Origin of the sequence: uncultured Draconibacterium sp., from assembly GCF_913060805.1 — a bacterium.
Taxonomy (GTDB): Bacteria; Bacteroidota; Bacteroidia; order Bacteroidales; family Prolixibacteraceae; genus Draconibacterium.
Window position 1 is genome coordinate 22,527 of record NZ_CAJXTC010000013.1, and the last position, 20,218, is coordinate 42,744.

Annotated in this window: 19 protein-coding genes; 7 read left to right on the forward strand and 12 right to left on the reverse strand. The window is 40.5% G+C overall.

The genetic code is table 11. The annotated features are described in order from the left end of the window. Positions 1 to 20: 20 nt before the first annotated feature. Both lpdA and QZ576_RS09795 read right to left on the reverse strand, forming a co-directional pair. On the reverse strand, positions 21 to 1,382 hold the full coding sequence (lpdA, locus tag QZ576_RS09790) for a dihydrolipoyl dehydrogenase (protein WP_297096566.1): 1,362 nt from the start codon (positions 1,380 to 1,382) through the stop codon (positions 21 to 23). A 7-nt stretch (positions 1,383 to 1,389) separates the two neighbouring features. Further along, entirely contained in the window at positions 1,390 to 2,703 is a 1,314-nt protein-coding gene (locus QZ576_RS09795) for a dihydrolipoamide acetyltransferase family protein (RefSeq protein ID WP_297096568.1), read from the reverse strand. Positions 2,704 to 2,897: 194 nt separating this feature from the next. Here QZ576_RS09795 and QZ576_RS09800 point away from each other — a divergent pair, with 194 nt between their 5' ends. Then, entirely contained in the window at positions 2,898 to 3,617 is a 720-nt protein-coding gene (locus QZ576_RS09800) for a GntR family transcriptional regulator (RefSeq protein WP_297096570.1), read from the forward strand. 575 nt (positions 3,618 to 4,192) lie between these two features. On the opposite strand, the gene QZ576_RS09805 is transcribed toward QZ576_RS09800, so the two are convergent. The 4 genes from QZ576_RS09805 to rhaT all read right to left on the reverse strand — a co-directional run bounded on the left by QZ576_RS09805 (position 4,193) and on the right by rhaT (position 9,336). Continuing rightward, entirely contained in the window at positions 4,193 to 5,488 is a 1,296-nt protein-coding gene (locus QZ576_RS09805) for a class II aldolase/adducin family protein (protein ID WP_297096573.1), read from the reverse strand. Between the two features lie 47 nt (positions 5,489 to 5,535). Continuing rightward, complete coding sequence (locus tag QZ576_RS09810; protein ID WP_297096575.1) at positions 5,536 to 6,897, reverse strand: FGGY family carbohydrate kinase; 1,362 nt, start codon at positions 6,895 to 6,897, stop codon at positions 5,536 to 5,538. 84 nt (positions 6,898 to 6,981) lie between these two features. Continuing rightward, a complete protein-coding gene (locus QZ576_RS09815) occupies positions 6,982 to 8,244 on the reverse strand; it encodes an L-rhamnose isomerase (protein ID WP_297096577.1) in 1,263 nt (420 codons plus the stop codon). 63 nt (positions 8,245 to 8,307) lie between these two features. Continuing rightward, a complete protein-coding gene (gene rhaT / locus QZ576_RS09820; protein WP_297096579.1) occupies positions 8,308 to 9,336 on the reverse strand; it encodes an L-rhamnose/proton symporter RhaT in 1,029 nt (342 codons plus the stop codon). 127 nt (positions 9,337 to 9,463) lie between these two features. Between rhaT and QZ576_RS09825 the strand changes: the two genes are divergently transcribed. Both QZ576_RS09825 and QZ576_RS09830 read left to right on the forward strand, forming a co-directional pair. Then, positions 9,464 to 10,336 carry an AraC family transcriptional regulator gene (locus QZ576_RS09825; protein WP_297096580.1) on the forward strand — a complete coding sequence of 291 codons (873 nt, stop codon included), beginning with the start codon at positions 9,464 to 9,466 and terminating at the stop codon, positions 10,334 to 10,336. Positions 10,337 to 10,486: 150 nt separating this feature from the next. Beyond that, positions 10,487 to 11,239: an NUDIX domain-containing protein gene (locus tag QZ576_RS09830; protein ID WP_297096582.1), complete on the forward strand. Its 753-nt coding sequence runs from the start codon at positions 10,487 to 10,489 to the stop codon at positions 11,237 to 11,239. Between the two features lie 5 nt (positions 11,240 to 11,244). On the opposite strand, the gene QZ576_RS09835 is transcribed toward QZ576_RS09830, so the two are convergent. From QZ576_RS09835 to QZ576_RS09860, 6 genes are all read right to left on the reverse strand, one after another. After that, entirely contained in the window at positions 11,245 to 11,955 is a 711-nt protein-coding gene (locus tag QZ576_RS09835; protein WP_297096583.1) for an ABC transporter permease, read from the reverse strand. Positions 11,956 to 11,965: 10 nt separating this feature from the next. After that, entirely contained in the window at positions 11,966 to 12,664 is a 699-nt protein-coding gene (locus QZ576_RS09840; RefSeq protein ID WP_297096586.1) for a hypothetical protein, read from the reverse strand. Continuing rightward, the gene (locus QZ576_RS09845) at positions 12,657 to 13,511 is read right to left on the reverse strand and encodes an ABC transporter ATP-binding protein (RefSeq protein ID WP_297096588.1); all 855 of its coding nucleotides are present in this window, start codon (positions 13,509 to 13,511) and stop codon (positions 12,657 to 12,659) included. The genes QZ576_RS09840 and QZ576_RS09845 overlap by 8 nt, the downstream gene beginning before the upstream one ends. A 4-nt stretch (positions 13,512 to 13,515) precedes the next feature. After that, complete coding sequence (locus QZ576_RS09850) at positions 13,516 to 14,175, reverse strand: TetR/AcrR family transcriptional regulator (protein WP_297096590.1); 660 nt, start codon at positions 14,173 to 14,175, stop codon at positions 13,516 to 13,518. An 81-nt stretch (positions 14,176 to 14,256) separates the two neighbouring features. Further along, positions 14,257 to 14,970 carry a LytTR family DNA-binding domain-containing protein gene (locus QZ576_RS09855; protein WP_297096592.1) on the reverse strand — a complete coding sequence of 238 codons (714 nt, stop codon included), beginning with the start codon at positions 14,968 to 14,970 and terminating at the stop codon, positions 14,257 to 14,259. After that, the gene (locus QZ576_RS09860; RefSeq protein ID WP_297096594.1) at positions 14,963 to 16,048 is read right to left on the reverse strand and encodes a sensor histidine kinase; all 1,086 of its coding nucleotides are present in this window, start codon (positions 16,046 to 16,048) and stop codon (positions 14,963 to 14,965) included. Before QZ576_RS09860 ends, QZ576_RS09855 begins: the two co-directional genes overlap by 8 nt. A 213-nt stretch (positions 16,049 to 16,261) precedes the next feature. Between QZ576_RS09860 and QZ576_RS09865 the strand changes: the two genes are divergently transcribed. The 4 genes from QZ576_RS09865 to QZ576_RS09880 all read left to right on the forward strand — a co-directional run bounded on the left by QZ576_RS09865 (position 16,262) and on the right by QZ576_RS09880 (position 20,063). Next, a complete protein-coding gene (locus tag QZ576_RS09865; RefSeq protein WP_297096596.1) occupies positions 16,262 to 17,344 on the forward strand; it encodes a serine hydrolase in 1,083 nt (360 codons plus the stop codon). A 47-nt stretch (positions 17,345 to 17,391) separates the two neighbouring features. Then, the gene (locus QZ576_RS09870) at positions 17,392 to 17,769 is read left to right on the forward strand and encodes a MotA/TolQ/ExbB proton channel family protein (RefSeq protein ID WP_297096598.1); all 378 of its coding nucleotides are present in this window, start codon (positions 17,392 to 17,394) and stop codon (positions 17,767 to 17,769) included. Positions 17,770 to 17,848: 79 nt separating this feature from the next. After that, positions 17,849 to 19,099 carry an alpha/beta hydrolase-fold protein gene (locus QZ576_RS09875; protein ID WP_297096600.1) on the forward strand — a complete coding sequence of 417 codons (1,251 nt, stop codon included), beginning with the start codon at positions 17,849 to 17,851 and terminating at the stop codon, positions 19,097 to 19,099. 211 nt (positions 19,100 to 19,310) lie between these two features. Next, on the forward strand, positions 19,311 to 20,063 hold the full coding sequence (locus tag QZ576_RS09880; protein ID WP_297096602.1) for a DUF5995 family protein: 753 nt from the start codon (positions 19,311 to 19,313) through the stop codon (positions 20,061 to 20,063). The last annotated feature ends 155 nt before the right edge of the window (positions 20,064 to 20,218 follow it).

The window sequence follows — 20,218 nt, forward strand, 5'->3', positions numbered from 1 at the left end:
CAGCATCTCTGCTTTTACGATCAGTGACCGAAACTAAAAACGGTTTCTTTAAATATCTCAGAAACGGTTGGATGTGGGAACACCACTTCTTCCATTTCTTTCAGTGTCATTTCGGCTTCAATGGCCATGCAGGCGCCGTAGATCATTTCACTCGATGGATTTCCGATCATGTGAACTCCCAGTACTTCGCCATATTTTGCTCCTACCAACACTTTGCACGATCCGCTGCCGCCTTCGTTCTCGGCGACAAACCTTCCGGCATAAGCCATTGGCAGTTCGGCAATTTTATAATCGATTCCTTTTGCTTTTGCTGTTTCTTCGGTCAATCCAACACCCGAAATTTCAGGATTGGTGTAAACCACTCCCGGAATGGCATTGTAGCGCATTTTATCCGGGCGACCTGACAGGTTGTTTACCACTACTTCACCTTCGCGACTGGCAGTGTGTGCCAACAATGAGAAACCTGTTACATCGCCGGCTGCATAAACATTAGGAATGTTTGTGCGCATTTTTTCATCGACTTTGATTCCGCCTTTGAATAATTCAACGCCCAAATTCTCCAGACCAAAACCAGTAGTTACCGGCTTGCGGCCAACGCTCATTAATATCTTATCACCTTCGATCTCTGTTGTTTTACCATCTTTTTCGAAGCTTACTTTTGTCCCGTCAACTTTGGTAACTTTTGACGACAAATTGAACTCGATGCCTTTTTTAGCGTACATCTGACGCAACATAGCACTCTGTCCTTTGTCCATTCCGGTCAGTATCTCATCCAGCATTTCAATAATGGTAACTTTCGTTCCAAGGCTGTTAAAAATACTGGCGAACTCCATACCGATAACACCTCCACCAATGATCACCAGTGATTTTGGCTGCTCTTTCAGCTGCAAGATCTCACGATTAGTCAGTACCTCTTCATTACCCTGAACTCCGGGAATTGGGGGCACAAAAGCTTCCGATCCGGTACAGATCATAAGGTTGGCAGCACTATAAGTTTTACTACCTGCTTCGATCTCAATACCTTCGGCACTTCTCTTTTGTATCATTGCTGCATCGTTGACTACCTCCACGTTAAACTGCTTCATTTTCATGCCAACGCCACCAACCAGTTTCTTCACCACTTTATTCTTACGGGCCATCATTTTATCGAAGCTAAACGACAGATCGTTCGCTTCCACACCGTATTTACTTCCGCTTTTTGCGCTATCGTAAATTTTGGCTCCATAAAGCAATGTTTTTGTAGGAATACAACCTTCGTTCAAACAAACACCGCCCAGTTCTTTCTTCTCGAAAAGAACCACTTTCAGTCCCTTTGCTCCGGCTCTTTCAGCGGCAACATATCCGCCCGGTCCGGCACCTATTATTGCTAAATCGTACTTCATTTCGGTATTAATAGTCAAAGGTTAAGTTTTCAATTTCAATAGCTACCTGCTTCACAAAACGTGTTGCCATTCCGCCATCCAGTGCCTGATGATCGTAAGTCAAACTCAAGCCCATGTAAGGCACAAATCCGTAAACTCCGTCGCCCATATCTTTTGGTCGTGGAACGATTGTATTTACTCCCAGAATAGCTACCTGTGGAAGGTTAATAACTGGTGTAAACATCTCAACACCGTAGTTTCCAAGGTTCGATACTGTGAATGATGCAGCCTCAGAAGAAAGCAATTCAGGATCGATACTTCCGGTACGGCAAGCGTCGGCAACTTCTTTAAACTGATTGCACAAACCGGTAATAGAAAGGTCGTCTGCATTTTTAATTACAGGAACCATCAAACCGCGGTCGGTATCAACGGCCAGTCCAAGATGTACTTTATTAAAATATTTTACACTGTCGCCAAGGAAATGTGCATTTACATCAGGGAATTGTTTCAGCGCTTTGATAACGGCAAAACAAACCATATCGTTCAATGTAATATTCGGAGCACCTTCTTTGGCTTTAATTTCTTTACGCAGGGCCAATAATCTTCTGGCATCGGCACCTAAATGGTGTGTTAACTGCGCCGAATTCTGCAACGACTGGTGCATTGCTTTGGCGATCAGCTTGCGGATATGAGGCATTTTCTTGATCTCGAAATCATCGGCATAAACCGGATTCGTTCCAAGATCGGATGCTTTGACAGTTCCTGCCAATCCACTGCCTTCTCCTGCTGCTTCAAGACCTTCAGCTTTGGCAACCTCTTTAGCAAGTGGCGACATTTTTGGCTGCGATGATTCATAAGCTTTAACATCACGTTCGATTACGCGTCCACCAGGACCCGAACCTTCAATCGATTCATAAGGAACCGCGTCTTTTTCAGCAAGATTTTTGGCGCGTGGAGAAATTTTCACTTTTTCGCCTTCAGCTTTTTCTTTCAGAACAACCTTAAGCTCTTCTTTTTCCTCGGCAGGTTTTTCTTCAACTTCTTCTTTTACTTCAGCCGCTGCGGCAGGTGCGGTTCCGGCAGAAAATTCATCGATGTTCTCGCCCGGTTGGCCAATTACGCCAATAGTTTGCAAAACAGGAACCTCATCTCCTTCTTCGCAAAAAACAGCCAATAAAACACCATCTTCCTCAGCTTCCTGCTCAAATGATGCTTTATCAGTTTCATAAGCAAAGAGCGCTTCGCCCTTTTTCACTTCCTCTCCTACTTCTTTCGTCCATTCGGTAAAGATGCAGGATTCAACAGACTGCCCCTGTCGAGGCATTATTATCGGTGTAGCCATAATTTTATTAATTTTCGACAAACTTATATGACACAACTTGTATTTACAAGTTAATTCTTTGTTTTTATTTAAACTCCTAATATACAACCTTTTCAACACATTTACAAGTAACTTGTAAATACATTTTTTTAATTTTGTGTTTACATCTAAGGAGAAAATCGCTTATATTTGTCACTCGAGAAAAAAGAATCATTATGCGTCTGAGCAAAAATCTACCACAATACAAAGTTGTTTACGAAATTATTCGCAAACACATATCAGATGGAGTTTACTTAAAAGGAGACATTCTCCCATCGGAAAACGAACTTTGTGCGGTACATCAGACGACACGCCCAACGATACGAAAGGCACTCGACCGCCTGGTTCACGAAGGTTACATTAAAAAGAAACAGGGAAAAGGAAGTATTGTAATGGGCGTTCCGCAGGGTGTCGGAATTTTGTCTCTCTCAGGAACTACGAGTGCAGTGGGACAGGAAAACCTAATCACGGAGATCATTGTAAAACCGGAGATCAGGCAGTGGGACACTACAAACCTGGCATATCCGCTGCTGAATGATGAGGAAGAGTTTGGCTGTATTTATTTCGAGCGACTGCGTATTATGAACAAGCAGCCTGTTTTTTACGATATTACTATGATGCCCAACATCAATCTACGTCGGTTTATCAGCCGGAACCTGGAGAACAAATCCTTGTTCAACATTTTACGCACCATGTACGACATAGAAGTTACCGGTGGCGAGCAGCGCTTGATGGCTATTCTTGCCGATAAAAATATTCAGGAATACCTGAATGTAAAAGAAGGACATCCGATCCTTCACCTCAACCGTAAACTGGAAACCAGTCGCGAAGGCTTTTTTATCTATAGCCAGGTGTACTGCAACAGCGAGAAGTACGCTATTTTCGGTACTTTCTAAGTAGGATAAAAAAAAATAAAATTCCCTCTTGTCTTTCCAGACAGGAAATACTTTTTCCATTAGCTGAAAAAGTATTCAAAAAAGCCACCGCTGACGATAAAAAGCTAAAAATAAATTCCTTTCACAAAAATCAAGAAACTCCTCCTTTTAGCCCTTCATTCTTCAGGGCTAACGAGCGTCGAACAGACTTGATTTTTTTATGCTCTCTCCATTTATTTTCTTAACGCTTTTTCTCGAAGGCGGACTTGAGGGCAAATTCTGTGCGGGCTCGTCAAAAATCCGTCAGTCGGGCTAATTGGCTACATTGAAAAAACGCAAAGGTTATTTTTTGACAAGATTTTTGCTTTCTTTTCATCGACTGGAAAAGAAAGAGCCTGTCTGGCTTGAAGACAAAAGTCACAACAAGAAATTTAAATTTCCAGGTTTCTTACGCAATTTGAAACATCCGTCTTCATTAAAGCTTTTCTCTTATCAGAATGCGTAATTAACTATTCCATCTTGGTAAAAAAAAGTTACTCGATTCTCTTTTGGCCCAAAAAAAGGGCTGCGATTGCAGCCCTTTTCATTTTATATCGTTACGATAAAAATTTATTCCTTAAATCTTCGATTTGTTCCTGATTGATTGGAACAAGTTTTCCAAGTGAAGCTCCCATGGTAAGTGACTTGGCACTAAACTCTGCAACTTCCAATTTATCGAAGGTTCCCAGTAATTTGTCACCGGTTACCAAAACTGAATCGTTGTTGATGATCACTGCAGGAGTATTCTCTCCCAAAGTATTCAAAATGGTTTCTTCGCCAGCAAAATGCGATCCGAAAGGTACATTTGGAATGTCTTGCAGGAAGATCCAACTTTCAGGAATCGTACGTACATCGATTTTCTCACCGGTTACGCTATAAGCCATTAAATAAGGCGTTTGTGTAAGAATGATGGAATTGATATGTGGGAAACGTTTGTAAATCTCCTGGTGCAGCCAGGTTGAGCGACTCGGAATTTTTCCGGGCTCGCGTTTACCATCTTTTATCTGCACAATATCTTTCAACTGAATATCCCAGCGCGCTACATTGGTTGGTGTAATCAGAAAATCATTGCCCTTCCAACGCACCGAAACTGTTCCGTACGAGCTAATCATCATTCCCTGATCGCAGGCACGCAAAACAATACGTTGTATCATTTCACGAATCGCGCGTTCATCAGAAGGATACTCCACCTTCTTCATTTCCGGCAGCAACCTTGGAATCTGGCTTTCAAATGCATCGATCTGCTCATCCGACAAATAATTAGGTTTGCCAATTGTGCTTCCGTTTATCAAGGTGCGGGCACAAAATTCCATGGTCTCGAAACGCTGATAGGCATCACTTAAATCGGCACCGCCCACCACTGTTCCGTGGTTTTCCATAATTACCGCATTCACACCTTTTGCAAACTCATCGGCAATTACATCGCCCAACTCATTACTTCCGGGCAAAGCGTAAGGTGCGTAACCAATTGGCCCGCAAACGTGTTTTGCCTGCGGAATTACATTGGTATCAGGAATTTGACGAACAATACTAAACGAAACCAATGCCGGCGGATGCGCGTGAATTACAGCCTTAATCTCCGGACGACATTTATAAATGGCAATATGAAACGGATATTCCGACGACGGCTTATGACGCCCCTCGATGCTTCCATCCCTTTTCACACAAATAATATCTGTCGCACGCAATGTCCCTTTATCAATGGCCGATGGCGTTACCCACACATCCCCATCGTCGTCAATTATCGAGATATTTCCGCCGGAAGTTGTAGTCAACCCCCCTTTGTAAATCTTATCAATAATCATGATGATCTGGTCGCGCGGATGCATCCATTTCGTATTCAATTTTCTCATTTCGTATATTTTAAACTGTTAGCTGTCTGTTTGTAAAATGGCTAGTCTTACTCCTGAATTCCAAGATCGAGCTTAGCAACATCCGCATCCGACAAGGTATCTGAAATAACCATCGCGGCTCCAAGTGCACTCGAATTGTCAATTTCTGATATAAGAACTTTTTTAGCAGGAAAGCTCTTTTTCAGCAACTCGATAAAAATCGGATTACGTGCAAAACCACCTGAAACATAAAGAATCTCTGTATCATCATTTTCCGGCACGGCCAGGTTAATGCTTGTAATACAAAGTGCCGTCAGGTCGATCATCAACTTGGTGTATGCTTCTTCGTAATTTGCAAAAACACTCAGGTCAACAGTCTTCAGACCTTCGTCAAAACTTTCCTTGCCATTGGGGAAATATACGGAAGCATCGCCGTATTTGTTTGAAAGCGCATCAACCAATTCCTGATCATTTTTCACTTTTTTAAATGAGTCTTGCGCCACATCGAAATGTTTGGCCAGTTTTTCGGCCCAAACTTCGTGGAAATGCCCCATAAATAAACGCGAAGATTTTACCTGTTCTTTATTCGGCGTAAGGAAACACAAACAATCCTGCTCCAGCTCGCTGGTAGTTAAAGGCTCTTCGTTATATGGATTCATGTTGATACACCACGTTCCGGTAGAAACAAGGATAAATTTAGCCGGACTGGCTTTTAAGTAAGGCACCAACGATGCCGAACTATCGTGAATACCGGTTCCAACTTTTACCTCTTTTCCTGCTACGTCGGCAGAAAAAACCACATCGTTGTTAATGGGTTCCGGCAATGCAATATCGTTGTCCGAAATCCACTGATGGTATTTCATTTGATCGAAATCCCACATAAAGGTGTGACAACCGATTGATGTAGGCTCCGAAACTATTTCGTTTGATAAAGTATACGATAAATATTGTGGGAAATGTAAAACAGATTTTGCCTTTTCGTAAACTGTAGGTTTCTGGTCTTTCAGCCACAAAATCTGAATACCTGAATTCAGCAACAAGCCCAAGGCAGGACTGGCAGTTTTTCGGCAAAATTCATTTTTTCCTCCATACTGCTCAAAAAGACCTGCAGCAATTGTTTCAGGAATCTCCTTTAAATAGTTGTAAACCGGTGTTAGGCGTTGCCCTTTCTCATCCAAGAACATTAATGATGCGCCGTAAGTTGAGAAATTCACCCCTTTCAAATCGTATTCGTTACCGGTTACAATTTCTTCCAGGCTTTTACTGATCCACGATGTTATCAAATCGATGTCGTCGCACTCAAATCCGTCATCGTCGGTTATCACCGGAAACTTCTCTTCGTGTTGTTTTACAACTTTGAAGTTACTATCGAATAACAATATTTTTTTGTTGGTTTTTCCTATGTCGAAAACAGCTATTACTTCGGTCATTTTGCAGGTTTTTAAAAACAATCCTCTCCTGCCTAAATCCGTCAACACGGCAAGGCAGGAGAAGAAATGAATTAGAGACTAAACTTATCTATTTAATAAAACATCCTTTTCGTATTTCTGAATCTCAGAAATATAATCCATTCCGGTTGGAACACCTTCCTGCAAACAGTAGTAATCCCAAACGGCCGCAAACGGCATAGTTTTCAGTTCTTCCAACATAGCCAAACGCTCGAAATTCTGACCGGCTTCCTCAACTGCAACCAAATCTTTAGTTGGCTCTAACATTGCAATTAAGAATGCCTTTTGAGCTGCGCGTGTACCGGTTACATAAGCACCAATACGGTTGATAGAAGCATCGAAGAAGTCGAGACCAACATTTACACGGCTCATAAAATCGTTGCGTACAATTTCTGATGCAATTAGTTGAATTTCTTCGTTAAGTGTAACAACGTGGTCAGAGTCCCAACGTACAGGACGAGTTACGTGAAGCAACAAACCGTCGACGTACTGCAGAACTGCAGAAATTTTATCACCTGCAATTTCGGTTGGGTGATAGTGACCGTTGTCGATACACATTAAAATATTGTTTTTCACTGCATAACCCACATAAAATTCGTTAGAACCAACAGTCATTGATTCCAAACCGATACCGAAAGTTTTACTTTCAACAGCGTCTTTCATGTGCTCTTTCGGATATTTTGTTGCCAAACCTTCGTCTAACGACTTTTGCAACAATGTGCGGTATCCGTTTCTGTCAATTGGTGTATCTTTTGATCCGTCAGGTACCCACGTATTGTGTACACAAGGCGTTCCCAGTTGTTTTCCTGCTTCGGCAGAAATAGCACGGCAACGTTTCAGGTGTTCTACCCAAAACTGACGGATTTTTTCATCTTTACTTGATAAAGTAAAACCATCGGCCGCATTCGGGTGAGCAAAGAAAGTACCGTTAAAGTCCATACCGATTCCTTGTTCTTTACACCAGTCGATCCAGCCCTGGAAGTGTTTTAATTCAATTTGATCACGATCAACCATTTCGCCACCAAATTCACCATAAATAGCATGCAAATTCACACGCTGATTACCAGGAAGTAAGGACATTACTTTTTCAAGATCCTGACGAACATCGGCAACCGATTTTGCTTTACCAGGATAATTACCTGTAGTTTGAATACCACCACCAGAAAGTGTTGCATCCGGAGTTTCGAAACCACCTACATCGTCGGTTTGCCAGCAGTGCAGCGAAATAGTTAATTCGCTCATTTTTTTCAATGCTGCTTCAGTGTCCACACCAATTGCGGCATATTGTTCTTTGGCCAGTTCATAAGCCTTTTTAATTGATTCACTCATAATTTTTGTTTTATTGATTTATAATTATTGCGTATAAGTTCTTTTCTTAAAAATAACCTCGTTTTAGAAATTGATAACGAAAGTTGAGAAGATCAGGATGACCAAACCGATGATGAGAATCGTCCAGGTTTTTGCTCCAACACCTTTCCATTCTTTCAGGATAATACCCCAAACGTTACTGAATGTTACGTTGAGCGACATAAGAATACTCCACGAGAATACCATGATTACACTACCCTCTTCGAAAAAACTTTTACCAACTCCCAAACCGAAGAATTGTGAGTACCACAAACCTCCGGCAAGTGCACAGAATAGCAAGTTGTTGATCAATACATTTCCGGGAACCGAGATATAATCTTTAATGGTTTTGTTTTTTACATTTTGATACAAACAATAAACTGCGTTGGTAAAAAAACCACCGATAGTTACTAATAGTGTTGCAGGAAGTGTTACGAACAATGCTTTCGATCCCATTCCGGCAGCGGCATCGGCAATTGGTTGTCCGGCAGCCAAACCTAAACTAAAACAAGCGCTCATTACACCGGCAAGCAAAGCAACCAACAATCCTTTTCCCAAAGCAAAATCTTTAATGGCGGCTTTTCGCTCTTCTTCCGACATGTTTTTGGCGCGCAAACTACCGGCATAACCAATAATAGCAATACCGGCAATGGCGATACTTACAGCAATTAAAAGCACCAAACCTTTTCCGTGAAAAAGATCTGTTCCTTCCATAAGCGCCGGAATAATGGTACCAAATGCAGAACAAGTACCCAGCGAAATTGACTGACCAAGAGCGATTCCGAGGTAACGCATGCTTAAACCGAAAGTCAAACCTCCAACTCCCCAAAGTACGCCGTAGCCCATTGTTTTCCACATGGCTCCGTCGCCGCTTGTAATAATTTCTCCCAATGAATGTCCTGCCGGAACGGCAAGTAATGCGCCTAATAAAGGAAATACCAGCCAGGCAAAAACGCCTTGTGTTAACCAGAAGCTTTCCCACGACCAATTTTTAACTTTGTTAATTGGAACGTACGAGCTCGATTGCCCAAAACTTCCGATGGCGATAATCGCCAATCCAATTATAAAATTCATAATTTCAAGTTTGATTGTTTTATTAAATTAAATCTAAGTCTATAAGTTCAGGTCAAAAGTAGAGGCGTTTTTTTAGGATATCAATACAGAATTTGGCAAAAAATTTATATTTTTTGGCACTATTTCAATGAACGAGTATTTTAAATACCTAACAACAAGTGAAGAAGATATAAACTGGGGTTTATATTTAAAGGTGGCCGGCTATGCACGAATAAAAGCCAACACAATGTACCCGCCTCGCGAACATCCGTCGGAATATTATTTTGAATGGAAAAGCGGACGCATTCTGCACGAGTTTCAGCTGAATTACATAACGGAGGGCACCGGCATTTTTGAAAATGCTAACGGAAAATTCCAGGTAAAACCAGGGAGTTTAATCGTAATCTTCCCCAACGAATGGCACCGCTACCGCCCCACAAAAAAAACAGGTTGGGTGGAAAACTATGTTGGTTTTAACGGCCACATTGCCGACCAGCTTTTGAAACACCCAACATTTTCGTCGCAGCAACCGGTTATTCAATGCGGTATTCGCGAGGAGATTATCGACACCTATTTGAAAATAAGCGATCTGGTTGAAAAAGAGCGTCCCGGTTATCAGCAAATCGCATCCGGCATGGTGGTAAAACTGCTGGGCTACATCATCTCGTTCGAGAAGCGTAAAGGATTCTCCGGAAAACAAATCTCGAAAGTAATTGAAGAGGTACGTTTTTTAATGCGCCAAAATGCGGCACAGGAATTCGATTTGGAAGAGCTCGCACGCCAGCACAATGTTGGTTATTCTTATTTCCGCAAGATGTTTAAAAAGTATACCGGTGTTTCTCCCGGTCAGTATCATTTGCAATTGCGTATAATCCGTGCCAAAGAACTGCTGATTTCTACTGATAAAAGTATTAAAGAGATCAGTCTTGAACTGGGCTTTCAAACCATTCATTATTTCAGCCTCATCTTTAAAAAGAAAGTCGGCATGAATCCTTCGGAGTTTCGCAAGCGCTTGAATTGATGGCTAAAAAACGCTTCAGAAATTACCTACTCATATTCCCTAAAAACACGTAAATGTCATTGCTTTTTATTACGAACAAAACTAAGTTCGCACAGAAAATTGAGATTCAAAAAAAATAGGTTAATTTGTACCTTTTAAAATATTCAAACATTGGCTAATAATCATCATCTTAACGTTTCTGAGGTACTCGATCATATTTCTTTAGATTGTGTAATATTTGGTTTTCACGACAACGAATTAAAGGTTTTAATGCTTCGTTTAAAACACACCGATGCCTATGGTTTGCCGGGTGGTTTTTTAAAACACGAAGAAACGTTGGAGCAGGCAGCCGAGCGCACCCTGAAAGAACGAACCGGATTGGACAATATTTTCCTGAGACAGTTTAAGGTTTTTAGCGATCCACTTCGAGATAAACCGAAAAAAGACGATCCTGAATTTTTACGGAACGAACCGCCCGAAGTGGTTGAGTTTTTCAAAAAACGTTTTATTTCGGTTGGTTTTTATGCGCTGGTTGAGTTCTCGAAAGTTGATCCGCAACCCGATGCATTGTCTGACGGCTGTGAATGGATAAGTCCGTTTGCCGATGTTGAAATGTTTATCGACCACAAAGATATTATCGATAAAGCGCTGACAACGTTGCGCATTCAATTGAACCAGCAACCTATTGGATTAAAATTACTGCCACGGAAATTTACCATGCCACAATTGCAAAAGTTATACGAAACGATTTTGGGGCGCGAACTCGACCGCAGAAATTTTCAGCGAAAGATATTATCATACAAAATTCTGAATAAACTGAATGAGCGAAAAACCGGAGGAGCACATAAAGCACCGTTCCTGTACGAATTTAATCGCGAGAGCTACAAACAAGCGCTAGAAGACGGTTTAAGTGGAGTTTGGTAGAAGCTTTACGCAAAATGTTTCCGGATAAAAATTCGGGTTACCACCCACAACAAAACCAGGAAGAAGATAAATCCAACGGCTGCAAATAAGCCAACAGGCAGGTTTTGCGTTGCGTTGTCGATAGCTTGAAATACCCAGTGCGTTGGAAAAATGCCAAATAAATGCACAAACTTTTCCGGCACGAAAAAGGCTGCAATCGGGATCAACACCAGCATGTTAAACGCTTTTACATAAACCATTCCCTGCATGCGGTTTTGCACTACTGAATTAACCGCCAAAGCATAAACCGGAACTACCAGCGCCGCCAAAAACGAGATCAACAATATTGATACCAACGACAGTTCGCAAATGTTTTGGATGAAGAGCAAGATCAGGTTCAAAACTACGGTAAATAAATACGGAATAAGAAAACGGGAAACGATGTACTCCAGCTTACTCAGCGGAACAACGCCATATACTTTTGCCACTTCCGATTCTTTTTCATCGATAAGAACCATAGTATTAATAAAGCAAAACATTTGTGTGTTTTCAATAACGGCAACCACCAAAAACAACGACAAGTAAGGAATCAAAAAGTCGTATTTCTCAAGCAATGGAGGCACTGCCCAAATAATCAGGGCAAACATAATTACGGGCAAAACCAAAAATGATTTTAGTGACGGATCACGAAAAATCAGTTTAAAATCAGTAAAAGCCAGTTTTAAAATCTTCTTCATTTCCGGTGTTTTATTGATGAACAATTTTGCCTGAAAACCTGTGAAATGCCAGCCAGTAAAAAAGCGGGATAAAAACCACAATTGAGCATAAAGCATAAACAAAATTTACTGGCGTACCACTAATGGCGTAATCAATCAAGTCGAGGCTTCCCTGAATGGGGAGAATATATTTCACCACGCCCAACTCCAAAACTCCGAGGTACTGAATGAGTGGCAGATTTACAAATACAAGGAACACGGGAATGGAGGTCATGGTAAATTTTAAGATCTCATCGGAGAAAGTAAGCATATACAACCCCAACAATGCTGATAGTATTGAAATTGAAAGCGAACCAACTGCAAACAAAACAATGTTAAAATCAAATCCTTTTACGGAAAATGCCAGCCCGAGCGAGCAAATTGCACCAATCAGAGAAATGGATATAACTTTTGAAATCAGTAAATGATGCAAGTTGAAAGGCGTGACAAAAATAGCCTGTAAGATCTGATGTTTCAATTCAATATAAATTGCCAGTGCAATAAAAAAGTAGCCAATTACCGACGGATCGTTCAGAACCAGTGCCACCACCAATTTATCTAAACCATTGATGTCGCGTAAAAAATACAGCACCAGTCCGTACATCAAAGTTACCGCAAAACTAACCGCAATAATGCTGTTCTTTTGCAGCAAAACAAACTGCCATTTTAATTGCGAACCAAAACTATTCATGATCAAGTGATTTTCCGGTTACACGAATAAAAACCTCCTCCAAAGTTGCCTCCAGCGTATGAATGCGTTTTACCTCACCCTGCTTAATAAAGTCAAGAAATTGCGGATTTACGCCAAGGTCTTTCAGTGGAAATTCTTCTGTTTTACCACCTTTCAAATCAACTGTTACTGCTTCCTTACCGTAACTGCTTTTCAGGTTGCGGGGTGTGTCAGTCAATACCAGTTTACCATCCACGATAAACGACACACGGTCGCAAATACCATCGGCAGTTTCCATGCTATGTGTGGTTACAAAAATGGTTTTCCCCTGATTTTTCAAGTCCAGAATATGCTGTTTTATCTTGTGCGCATTTACCGGATCAAGGCCGGTGGTTGGCTCATCGAAAAACAAAATATCAGGATCGTGCTGAATGGCGCGGATAAAATTCAGTCGCATTTTCATTCCTTTCGAATAGGTTTCAACCGGCTTATCCATCGCATCCTGCAAGTCAACCATTTCGAAAAGTTCGGCACTGTTGTGTTTTTTACCGTTAGGGTAGAAAGCTGCAAACAACTCCAGATTTTCTTTTCCCGTTAATTTCAGATAATGATTCGGTAGCTCAAAACCAACGCCAATACGCTCGAAATACGAATTATTCCACTCCGAAAGATTCTTCCCATCAATATTCACCTGACCTTTGTAGCCTTCCAGAATTTTATACAGCACTTTTTGAGCCGTACTTTTCCCGGCTCCCGACGGACCAAGAAAACCGAATATCTCCCCTTTTGCAATCGAGAAATCAAGACCTTTTAAAGTCGGTCCATCATTACCGGGGTATTGAAACACCAAATTTTCAACCTGTATCATTCGTTTAGTTTTTATCAAAAGCCGGTTTGGCCAGTTTTATATAGTCTGCAACCACTTGCATTAAATCATCCTTTTTACCAAAATAAACCGGTTGCTGCCTCTCTATACTTTCTTTAGGATTGATTACACCTGTAACTTCCAGTTGCTCCTGAATACTAACACCCAGTTTATATAAAAAGAAACCCTGCGTTTTTACCGAAATATCAGAACGGAACAAACCTGCTTGCACTTCATATTCTACCATCTTTTCAAAACCTGCCACCACCTGCGAAAGCAACTCGTTGTACAAATGTTTTAAGGAAGGCGAATTGAGATTTTGTGTGAGGTTATGCAAAAAATGACTGTGCAACGGGTTCTCATCATCAAAGCGAAAACCATGTTCGTACAAAACGGAAAAAAAAGCCCAAAAATCGGGGTAATTTTCGCGTTTAACCGCTTCGGTGTACTTCGTCTTAACCGCAACCGATTCGTTCACCAAATACATAAACAAATCCAGCTTATCGTTGAAATACTGGTAAACGCTGCCTTTGGCGATTCCCAACTGTTTTACTACCATAGAAATGGAAGCTTCGTCGTAAGTCTTTACCGCAAACTCTCTCAAAAAAGCATCTGTGATCTGCTTTTTCTTTTCCTCCTTTAACTTTATGAATGTTTCTTTTGGCATATTTATGACTACTCAGTCACAAATATAAAAATAAAAATGACTGCATAGTCACATTTTGGGATTAAAAAAACAGAACTGAATTTAAGATTGGAGTTTTTTCAGCACCGCGTCTTTGTAACTGCGGCTTACTGGAATTTGCTTTTTGCCAATTTCAATGATTTCGGCAGTAAACGAATCAATCGCATTTACAGCCACAATAAATGAGCGATGCACACGCAGAAAATCCTGTTGTGGCAACTTGGCTTCAATGCTGGAAATGGTTTCGCGTGTTACAATGGTTTTATCAACCAAATGGATTCTAATGTAATCAGCCAGACTTTCGATGTACAGGATCTCCGGGAAATTTATTTTTATCATTTTCCGGTCGGAGCGCACAAAGATCGACTCGCTTTTTTCCGGTTCAATTCGTGCCGACTCTTCAAAAGTCACCTGCTGATTTTCGCTTAGGTATTTATTAATACTCTGCATCAATCGGCCAAACGAAATGGGTTTCAGCAGATAATCCACCGCCTGCAAATCAAACCCATCAACGGCATACTCGCGATACGCCGTTGTAAAAATTACTTTCACCGCGTTGTTTATCGATTTGGCAAACGACAAACCTGAAATCTCCGGCATATTTATATCTAGAAAAACCAGATCGACCGGCTGACTGCTGATGACATTAAAAGCCTCGACTGCATTTTTGCAAAGAGCAATAATCTCAACGGTTTCGATTTTCCGAAGATGGCTCTCCAGAATTTCGCGCGCCATGGGCTCGTCATCAACAATTATGCAACGTATCTTTTTAGTCATCCTTCTGATTCGATTGTTCTGTTTTTGTCAGGTCGCAAATAACAAGTTTTGTTGTGTACCAGTTTCCTTTTATTTCGTGCGTCAATTCATAATTGCTCGGGTAATTCAAATCCAGCCGTTTTCTGATATTCAAAAGTCCCAGTCCACCATTTTTATGCACGTTATCCTCATCAATAAACGAATTTGCAATTTCAAATTCCAGGCAGCCATTTTCAATCCGCACCTCAATTTTAATGCGCAAAAATCCATCTACTAAGTTACCATGTTTAAAGGCATTTTCAACAAAAGGGATCAGTAACATTGGCGCCACCTGAATCTCCTCGTTCACTTCCGACGACTTAAAATCCACTTTCAGCGTATCCTGAAAGCGTACTTTTTCCAACTCGATGTACTCCTGAATATGCAACACTTCCTCCTTTAAACTTACCAGCGGCTTGTTTACCTGGTACAAAATATAATCAAGCAAATTCGATAGTTTCAGAATGATGTCCGGCGTTTGCTTCGACTGTTTCAGCGCAAAACCATAAATCGTGTTTAATGTATTGAATAAAAAATGTGGATGGATCTGGCGTTTCAAATAATGCAGTTCCTGGTCTTTTAACTGAAGTTGTGTTTCCAGAATTTTATTCTGTAACTCCTTGTTCGCTGTTGCGGTTTTAAAACTCTGATTCAGAATGCTCACAAAACTAATTATGCCAACAACGATAATCACCAACAGCAAAACAAAAAAGAAATTCTTGCTCATTGGAGGCATCTCGTTCAGGTTAAACTTAAGCACCAAAATCAGGCAGGTATATATCAGCAACGAGATAACGTAGGAAATATAAACGAAGGTATAAAAGCTATACAGGGCAAATTTCCAGTAGCGCTTAGCCAGCAAGTACCGGGGAATAAGGCGATAGTTTACGAAATAAGTAACGCCAATAGTCAATGGCAATAAGCCGCTCGAAAACCACAGCGCATAATCTACTTTGTCAGAGTTATAGCTAAAGAAATAGAAAAAGAAAAACCAAACCGCCACCCAAAACAGCGTGTGAAACAGGATCGTTCGAAATGGTATTCTTCTTATTTGAATCATAAAAACAATATTACTCAAAATTGGTGTATTTACGCCTTTTAATCGATGAATTACGGGTTAAGCGCCTGTTGTTGCATATCCGCCCCAATAAATCGGTATAAAACGCATTTTATGCAGAATAAGGCGGGTAATCCTTCATCTGTCGCATAAAAAAATACCGACAACATATTCCAACTAATTTTAATTCCGAAATAACCAAGTTAGCATTGACAAATGAAGAAACTTAAATTAATACTACTGTTTATAATTGTTGCAGGCGGGCAATTGTTTAGCCAGCCAGTTCCAACACAAATAGATAAAATCGTAAACAAGTATTACAAGGCAGGCCGGTTTAACGGTAGTATTTTAGTGGCAGAAGATAACACACCAATTTATCAAAAAGGTGTTGGTTTTGCTCATACAGCCCTAAAAATTCCGAATACAACCGATACTAAATTTATGATCGGCTCGTGTACGAAACAATTTACTGCAGCCCTGATTCTACTTTTCAAGGAAGAGGGAAAACTGGCGCTGACGGATCCGATCTCTAAATACATTCCCGATTATCCTACGGAAAAAGGCGATAAAATTACCATCCACCATCTGCTTTCTCATACTTCAGGCATACCCGGTTATCTGGAGATTCCGGAAATAGAAAAGTTGATGTATACTGAAAATAAACCTTTGGATATAATCAAAAATTTCCGGGATCTTGACCTTGATTTTGAACCCGGAACTCAATTTAAATATTCCAATTCCGGCTATTACGTTTTGGGACAAATTATAGAAAATGTAAGCGGTAAAACCTACGAAGAAGTCCTTCAGGAAAAGATCTTCAATCCCTTGGGGATGAAAAACTCGGGTGTATATCAGAATTCAAATCCTCCTCAAAAAATAGCCTCAGGATATATTACAAAAGATGATTCAACCCGGCTTGCCCCGCCGGTTAATGCGACTGTTGCCTATGCTGCCGGAGCTTTGTATTCTACCATCAATGATTTACAGATTTGGGAAAATGCACTGGTTAACAACACGCTTCTTTCAAAAGAAAGTGTGGCTTTAATGACCACATCTCACACCGAACATTATGGGTATGGATTCGGTCTGATTACAATTCCTACGAATAATAAACCCGTCAGAATCTGGGGACACGAGGGAGAATTTTTTGGATTCAGATCGCTGATGCACGTTCTCGATAATGGCCGGTTTTTTATCGTTTTACTCGATAATCATGAAGATCCCGGTCTTATGAAAATGGCCAATAAAATTAGGAATATTTTATACGCCGATGAGCAGCAGAGCACCGTGAAGCACTAAAACTGAAATTTTGGAAACTTTTTTTATAAATATTAAATTTAAAAATTATGAATGCAATTATTGACAAACTTAACGATGGCGGCCCCGCTTTTACCTACATTATTGTACTGGCATTTTTGGTTATAATAGGGTTCTTTGTACGTGGACTTTTAATGAAAGGAGAAAAGTACAAAACCATTGAATTGATGAAGCAAATAAGTTGGTTTGCAGTAGCCTGGGGATTTTTAGGGCGCGTTTTCGGACTGATTATGATCTTCGATAAAGTTCAGGCGATGGGCGATGTAGCACCAAGCGTTTTTGCCGACGGATTAAAAATTGCTCTGGTTGCTCCTTTATGCGGAATTCTGGTGTTTGCGTTAACACGGTTAGGAATTATTGTACTTGTCGGCCTGCAAAAAAATTACCAGCCACAAGAAAAGGAGTAACAACCAAGAATTATTCCAACACATTCAACTGCCTGAACCGCTTAGCTCAATAATAGTAAACGATTCAAACAGCCTCAACATGAAAACAAAAATCCGGCTCATATTAATTGTAAGCCTTATTCTTCTATTTCAACAATCTGCAACTGCACAACAAAACAAACCGGTTCATTATCTGAAAAAAACAGGGATTGTCGACAGTTTATATTCCAACATTCTGAAAGAATCACGAGAGATTTATATTCAACTTCCGGAAAACTACGATCCGGATGGAGCACAAAAATATCCTGTAGTTTTTGTTTTAGATGGAGAAGTATTTCTGCCAACAGTTAGCAATGTACACGACTTTTACAGTGGCGGATTTATTCCTGAAATGGTACTTGTTGGTATTTCAAACAAACAAAACCGGACCAGAGATTTAACCACGTCGACCATAACAACAAAATATGGTATGCCGTTTAACGAGAAGAATGGCGAAGCAGAGCACTTTCTGAAATTCATTGAAAAAGAACTCATCCCTTACATCGAAAACAAGTACCGGGTTAGCAATTTCAGAACATTAATTGGCCATTCGTACGGAGGGTTGTTTACCATTTATTCGTTAATTAACCGCCCTGATTTATTTACCAATTACATCGCCATCGACCCCAGTCTTGATTGGGATGATCAGAAACTTATTAATGATGCTAAAGGAGTACTTGCTTACCAAAGTTTTAAAAACAAAGCTCTATTTATGTCGTTAAGCGGACAACTGCACATGCAAAATCCGGCAGTAACCATCGATAATGTAATGCAGGACACCAGCGATTTTACGCTGTTTGCGCGTTCGAATATCGCTTTTTCAGACCTCGCAAAACAAAACGCAAAAAACGGATTAAGTTTTAATTGGAAATTTTATCCCAACGATATTCATGGTACAATTCCATTCCCTTCGATTATGGATGGGTTAATTGCAGTTTTTAACTGGTTTCAGATGGAAAATACAGCCAAAATTAATTCGTTTGACACACCAAAAGAAGAACTCTACAAAATCGTAAAACACCGGGAACAAAAGCTAAAAGACCATTTTGGTTATTTTGTTCCCCCCTATCCTGAAGAACTACTAAATATGTCGGGCTATATGAATATGGACATGCAACAAATGCCAAAAGCAAAAATGTATTTTGATTTTGCCCTTGAATATTATCCCGAAAGTGCTAATGTTTACGATTCAATGGCCGACTATTATGAAGCGCAGGGAAAACCAGCAGATGCCATAAAATATTTGAATAAGGCATTTGAATTAAGTGGTAACGATTATTATAAAAAGAGAATTGAAAGTTTGACGAAATAAAGTATTAGGCATAAAAAATAACATCCATAAAAAAACTGTCATTTCGAACAAAGTGAGAAATCTGTTACAATATGAAAGTAACAGATTTCTCCTCCCTCACTCGTCGAAATGACAATTGTTTTTTCGACTCTCTTATACCACAGAGCTTCTTCTTCAACACTTGCCTCGTTTTGTTGTTGCTTAATTATAACACAACCAAATTAAGCACGAAATGAGACCAATCGAATCCATCACCGATGTAATCCAAACCCTGGATTCTATCATCGAAGAATCGTTGAAAACCGGCGATACACTCGGCTATTTTGCCGTACTCTACCAAAAGGTAACGATTAAGGTAAAAGAAGAAATCGAGAATAATTATTTTGATGACGGCCTGCGAATGGAAAAACTGGATGTTGTTTTTGCCAAACGTTACATCGATGCCTATTTCGCATGGAAGAAAAATCGACCGATAACTCAGTCGTGGGAGATTGCTTTTACAGAAGCCTCGAATAATAACCTGCTGGTGGTCCAACATCTTTTACTTGGAATGAATGCACACATCAATCTTGATCTTGGAATTGCGGCGGCGGAAATCTCAAACAACAATAACATCGCTGATTTGGAGGATGATTTTAAACGCATAAATGAAATATTGGCATCGATGGTAGACGAAGTACAGCAAGGACTTTCTTCCATCTGGCCCTTTCTACGGAAGTTGCTTTTATGGCTCGGACAGGTAGATAATATGCTGGTAGATTTTAGTATGAAAATCGCTCGCGATGGAGCATGGAAATTTGCCAAAGAAATAGCTACCATTGAAGAAGCCGGATGGCCGGAAACGATCAAAATCAGAGACAAAAAAGTTGCAAATAAAACATTGCTCATTACCGATCCCGGGAAAGTTATCCGGCTTTTGTTCCGCATCATTCGCTGGACTGAACGCGGAACAGTTGCCGATAAAATCCAAAAATTAAGGCGATGAAAATTTGTATTCACCGCCTTAGTTTTATCGTTGTGTGCATGCGCTTAGCGGTTTGGAACCGCTTAGCGCGTAAAGCCTCTATAGTTCTGTCATTTCGAACGCAGAGAGAAATCTGTCGCTGATTTCGGTTAAATAACAGATTTCTCAGTCGTTCC

Bases quoted from the DNA above. Each gene is read 5' to 3' on its own strand.
- QZ576_RS09880 (WP_297096602.1), top strand. From the start codon at position 19,311: ATGAGACCAATCGAATCCATCACCGATGTAATCCAAACCCTGGATTCT.
- QZ576_RS09865 (WP_297096596.1), top strand. From the start codon at position 16,262: ATGAAGAAACTTAAATTAATACTACTGTTTATAATTGTTGCAGGCGGG.
- QZ576_RS09815 (WP_297096577.1), bottom strand. From the start codon at position 8,244: ATGAGTGAATCAATTAAAAAGGCTTATGAACTGGCCAAAGAACAATAT.
- QZ576_RS09870 (WP_297096598.1), top strand. From the start codon at position 17,392: ATGAATGCAATTATTGACAAACTTAACGATGGCGGCCCCGCTTTTACC.
- QZ576_RS09835 (WP_297096583.1), bottom strand. From the start codon at position 11,955: ATGAAGAAGATTTTAAAACTGGCTTTTACTGATTTTAAACTGATTTTT.
- QZ576_RS09810 (WP_297096575.1), bottom strand. From the start codon at position 6,897: ATGACCGAAGTAATAGCTGTTTTCGACATAGGAAAAACCAACAAAAAA.
- QZ576_RS09860 (WP_297096594.1), bottom strand. From the start codon at position 16,048: ATGATTCAAATAAGAAGAATACCATTTCGAACGATCCTGTTTCACACG.
- lpdA (WP_297096566.1), bottom strand. From the start codon at position 1,382: ATGAAGTACGATTTAGCAATAATAGGTGCCGGACCGGGCGGATATGTT.
- QZ576_RS09805 (WP_297096573.1), bottom strand. From the start codon at position 5,488: ATGAGAAAATTGAATACGAAATGGATGCATCCGCGCGACCAGATCATC.
- rhaT (WP_297096579.1), bottom strand. From the start codon at position 9,336: ATGAATTTTATAATTGGATTGGCGATTATCGCCATCGGAAGTTTTGGG.
- QZ576_RS09845 (WP_297096588.1), bottom strand. From the start codon at position 13,511: ATGATACAGGTTGAAAATTTGGTGTTTCAATACCCCGGTAATGATGGA.
- QZ576_RS09875 (WP_297096600.1), top strand. From the start codon at position 17,849: ATGAAAACAAAAATCCGGCTCATATTAATTGTAAGCCTTATTCTTCTA.
- QZ576_RS09825 (WP_297096580.1), top strand. From the start codon at position 9,464: ATGAACGAGTATTTTAAATACCTAACAACAAGTGAAGAAGATATAAAC.
- QZ576_RS09850 (WP_297096590.1), bottom strand. From the start codon at position 14,175: ATGCCAAAAGAAACATTCATAAAGTTAAAGGAGGAAAAGAAAAAGCAG.
- QZ576_RS09795 (WP_297096568.1), bottom strand. From the start codon at position 2,703: ATGGCTACACCGATAATAATGCCTCGACAGGGGCAGTCTGTTGAATCC.
- QZ576_RS09800 (WP_297096570.1), top strand. From the start codon at position 2,898: ATGCGTCTGAGCAAAAATCTACCACAATACAAAGTTGTTTACGAAATT.
- QZ576_RS09855 (WP_297096592.1), bottom strand. From the start codon at position 14,970: ATGACTAAAAAGATACGTTGCATAATTGTTGATGACGAGCCCATGGCG.
- QZ576_RS09840 (WP_297096586.1), bottom strand. From the start codon at position 12,664: ATGAATAGTTTTGGTTCGCAATTAAAATGGCAGTTTGTTTTGCTGCAA.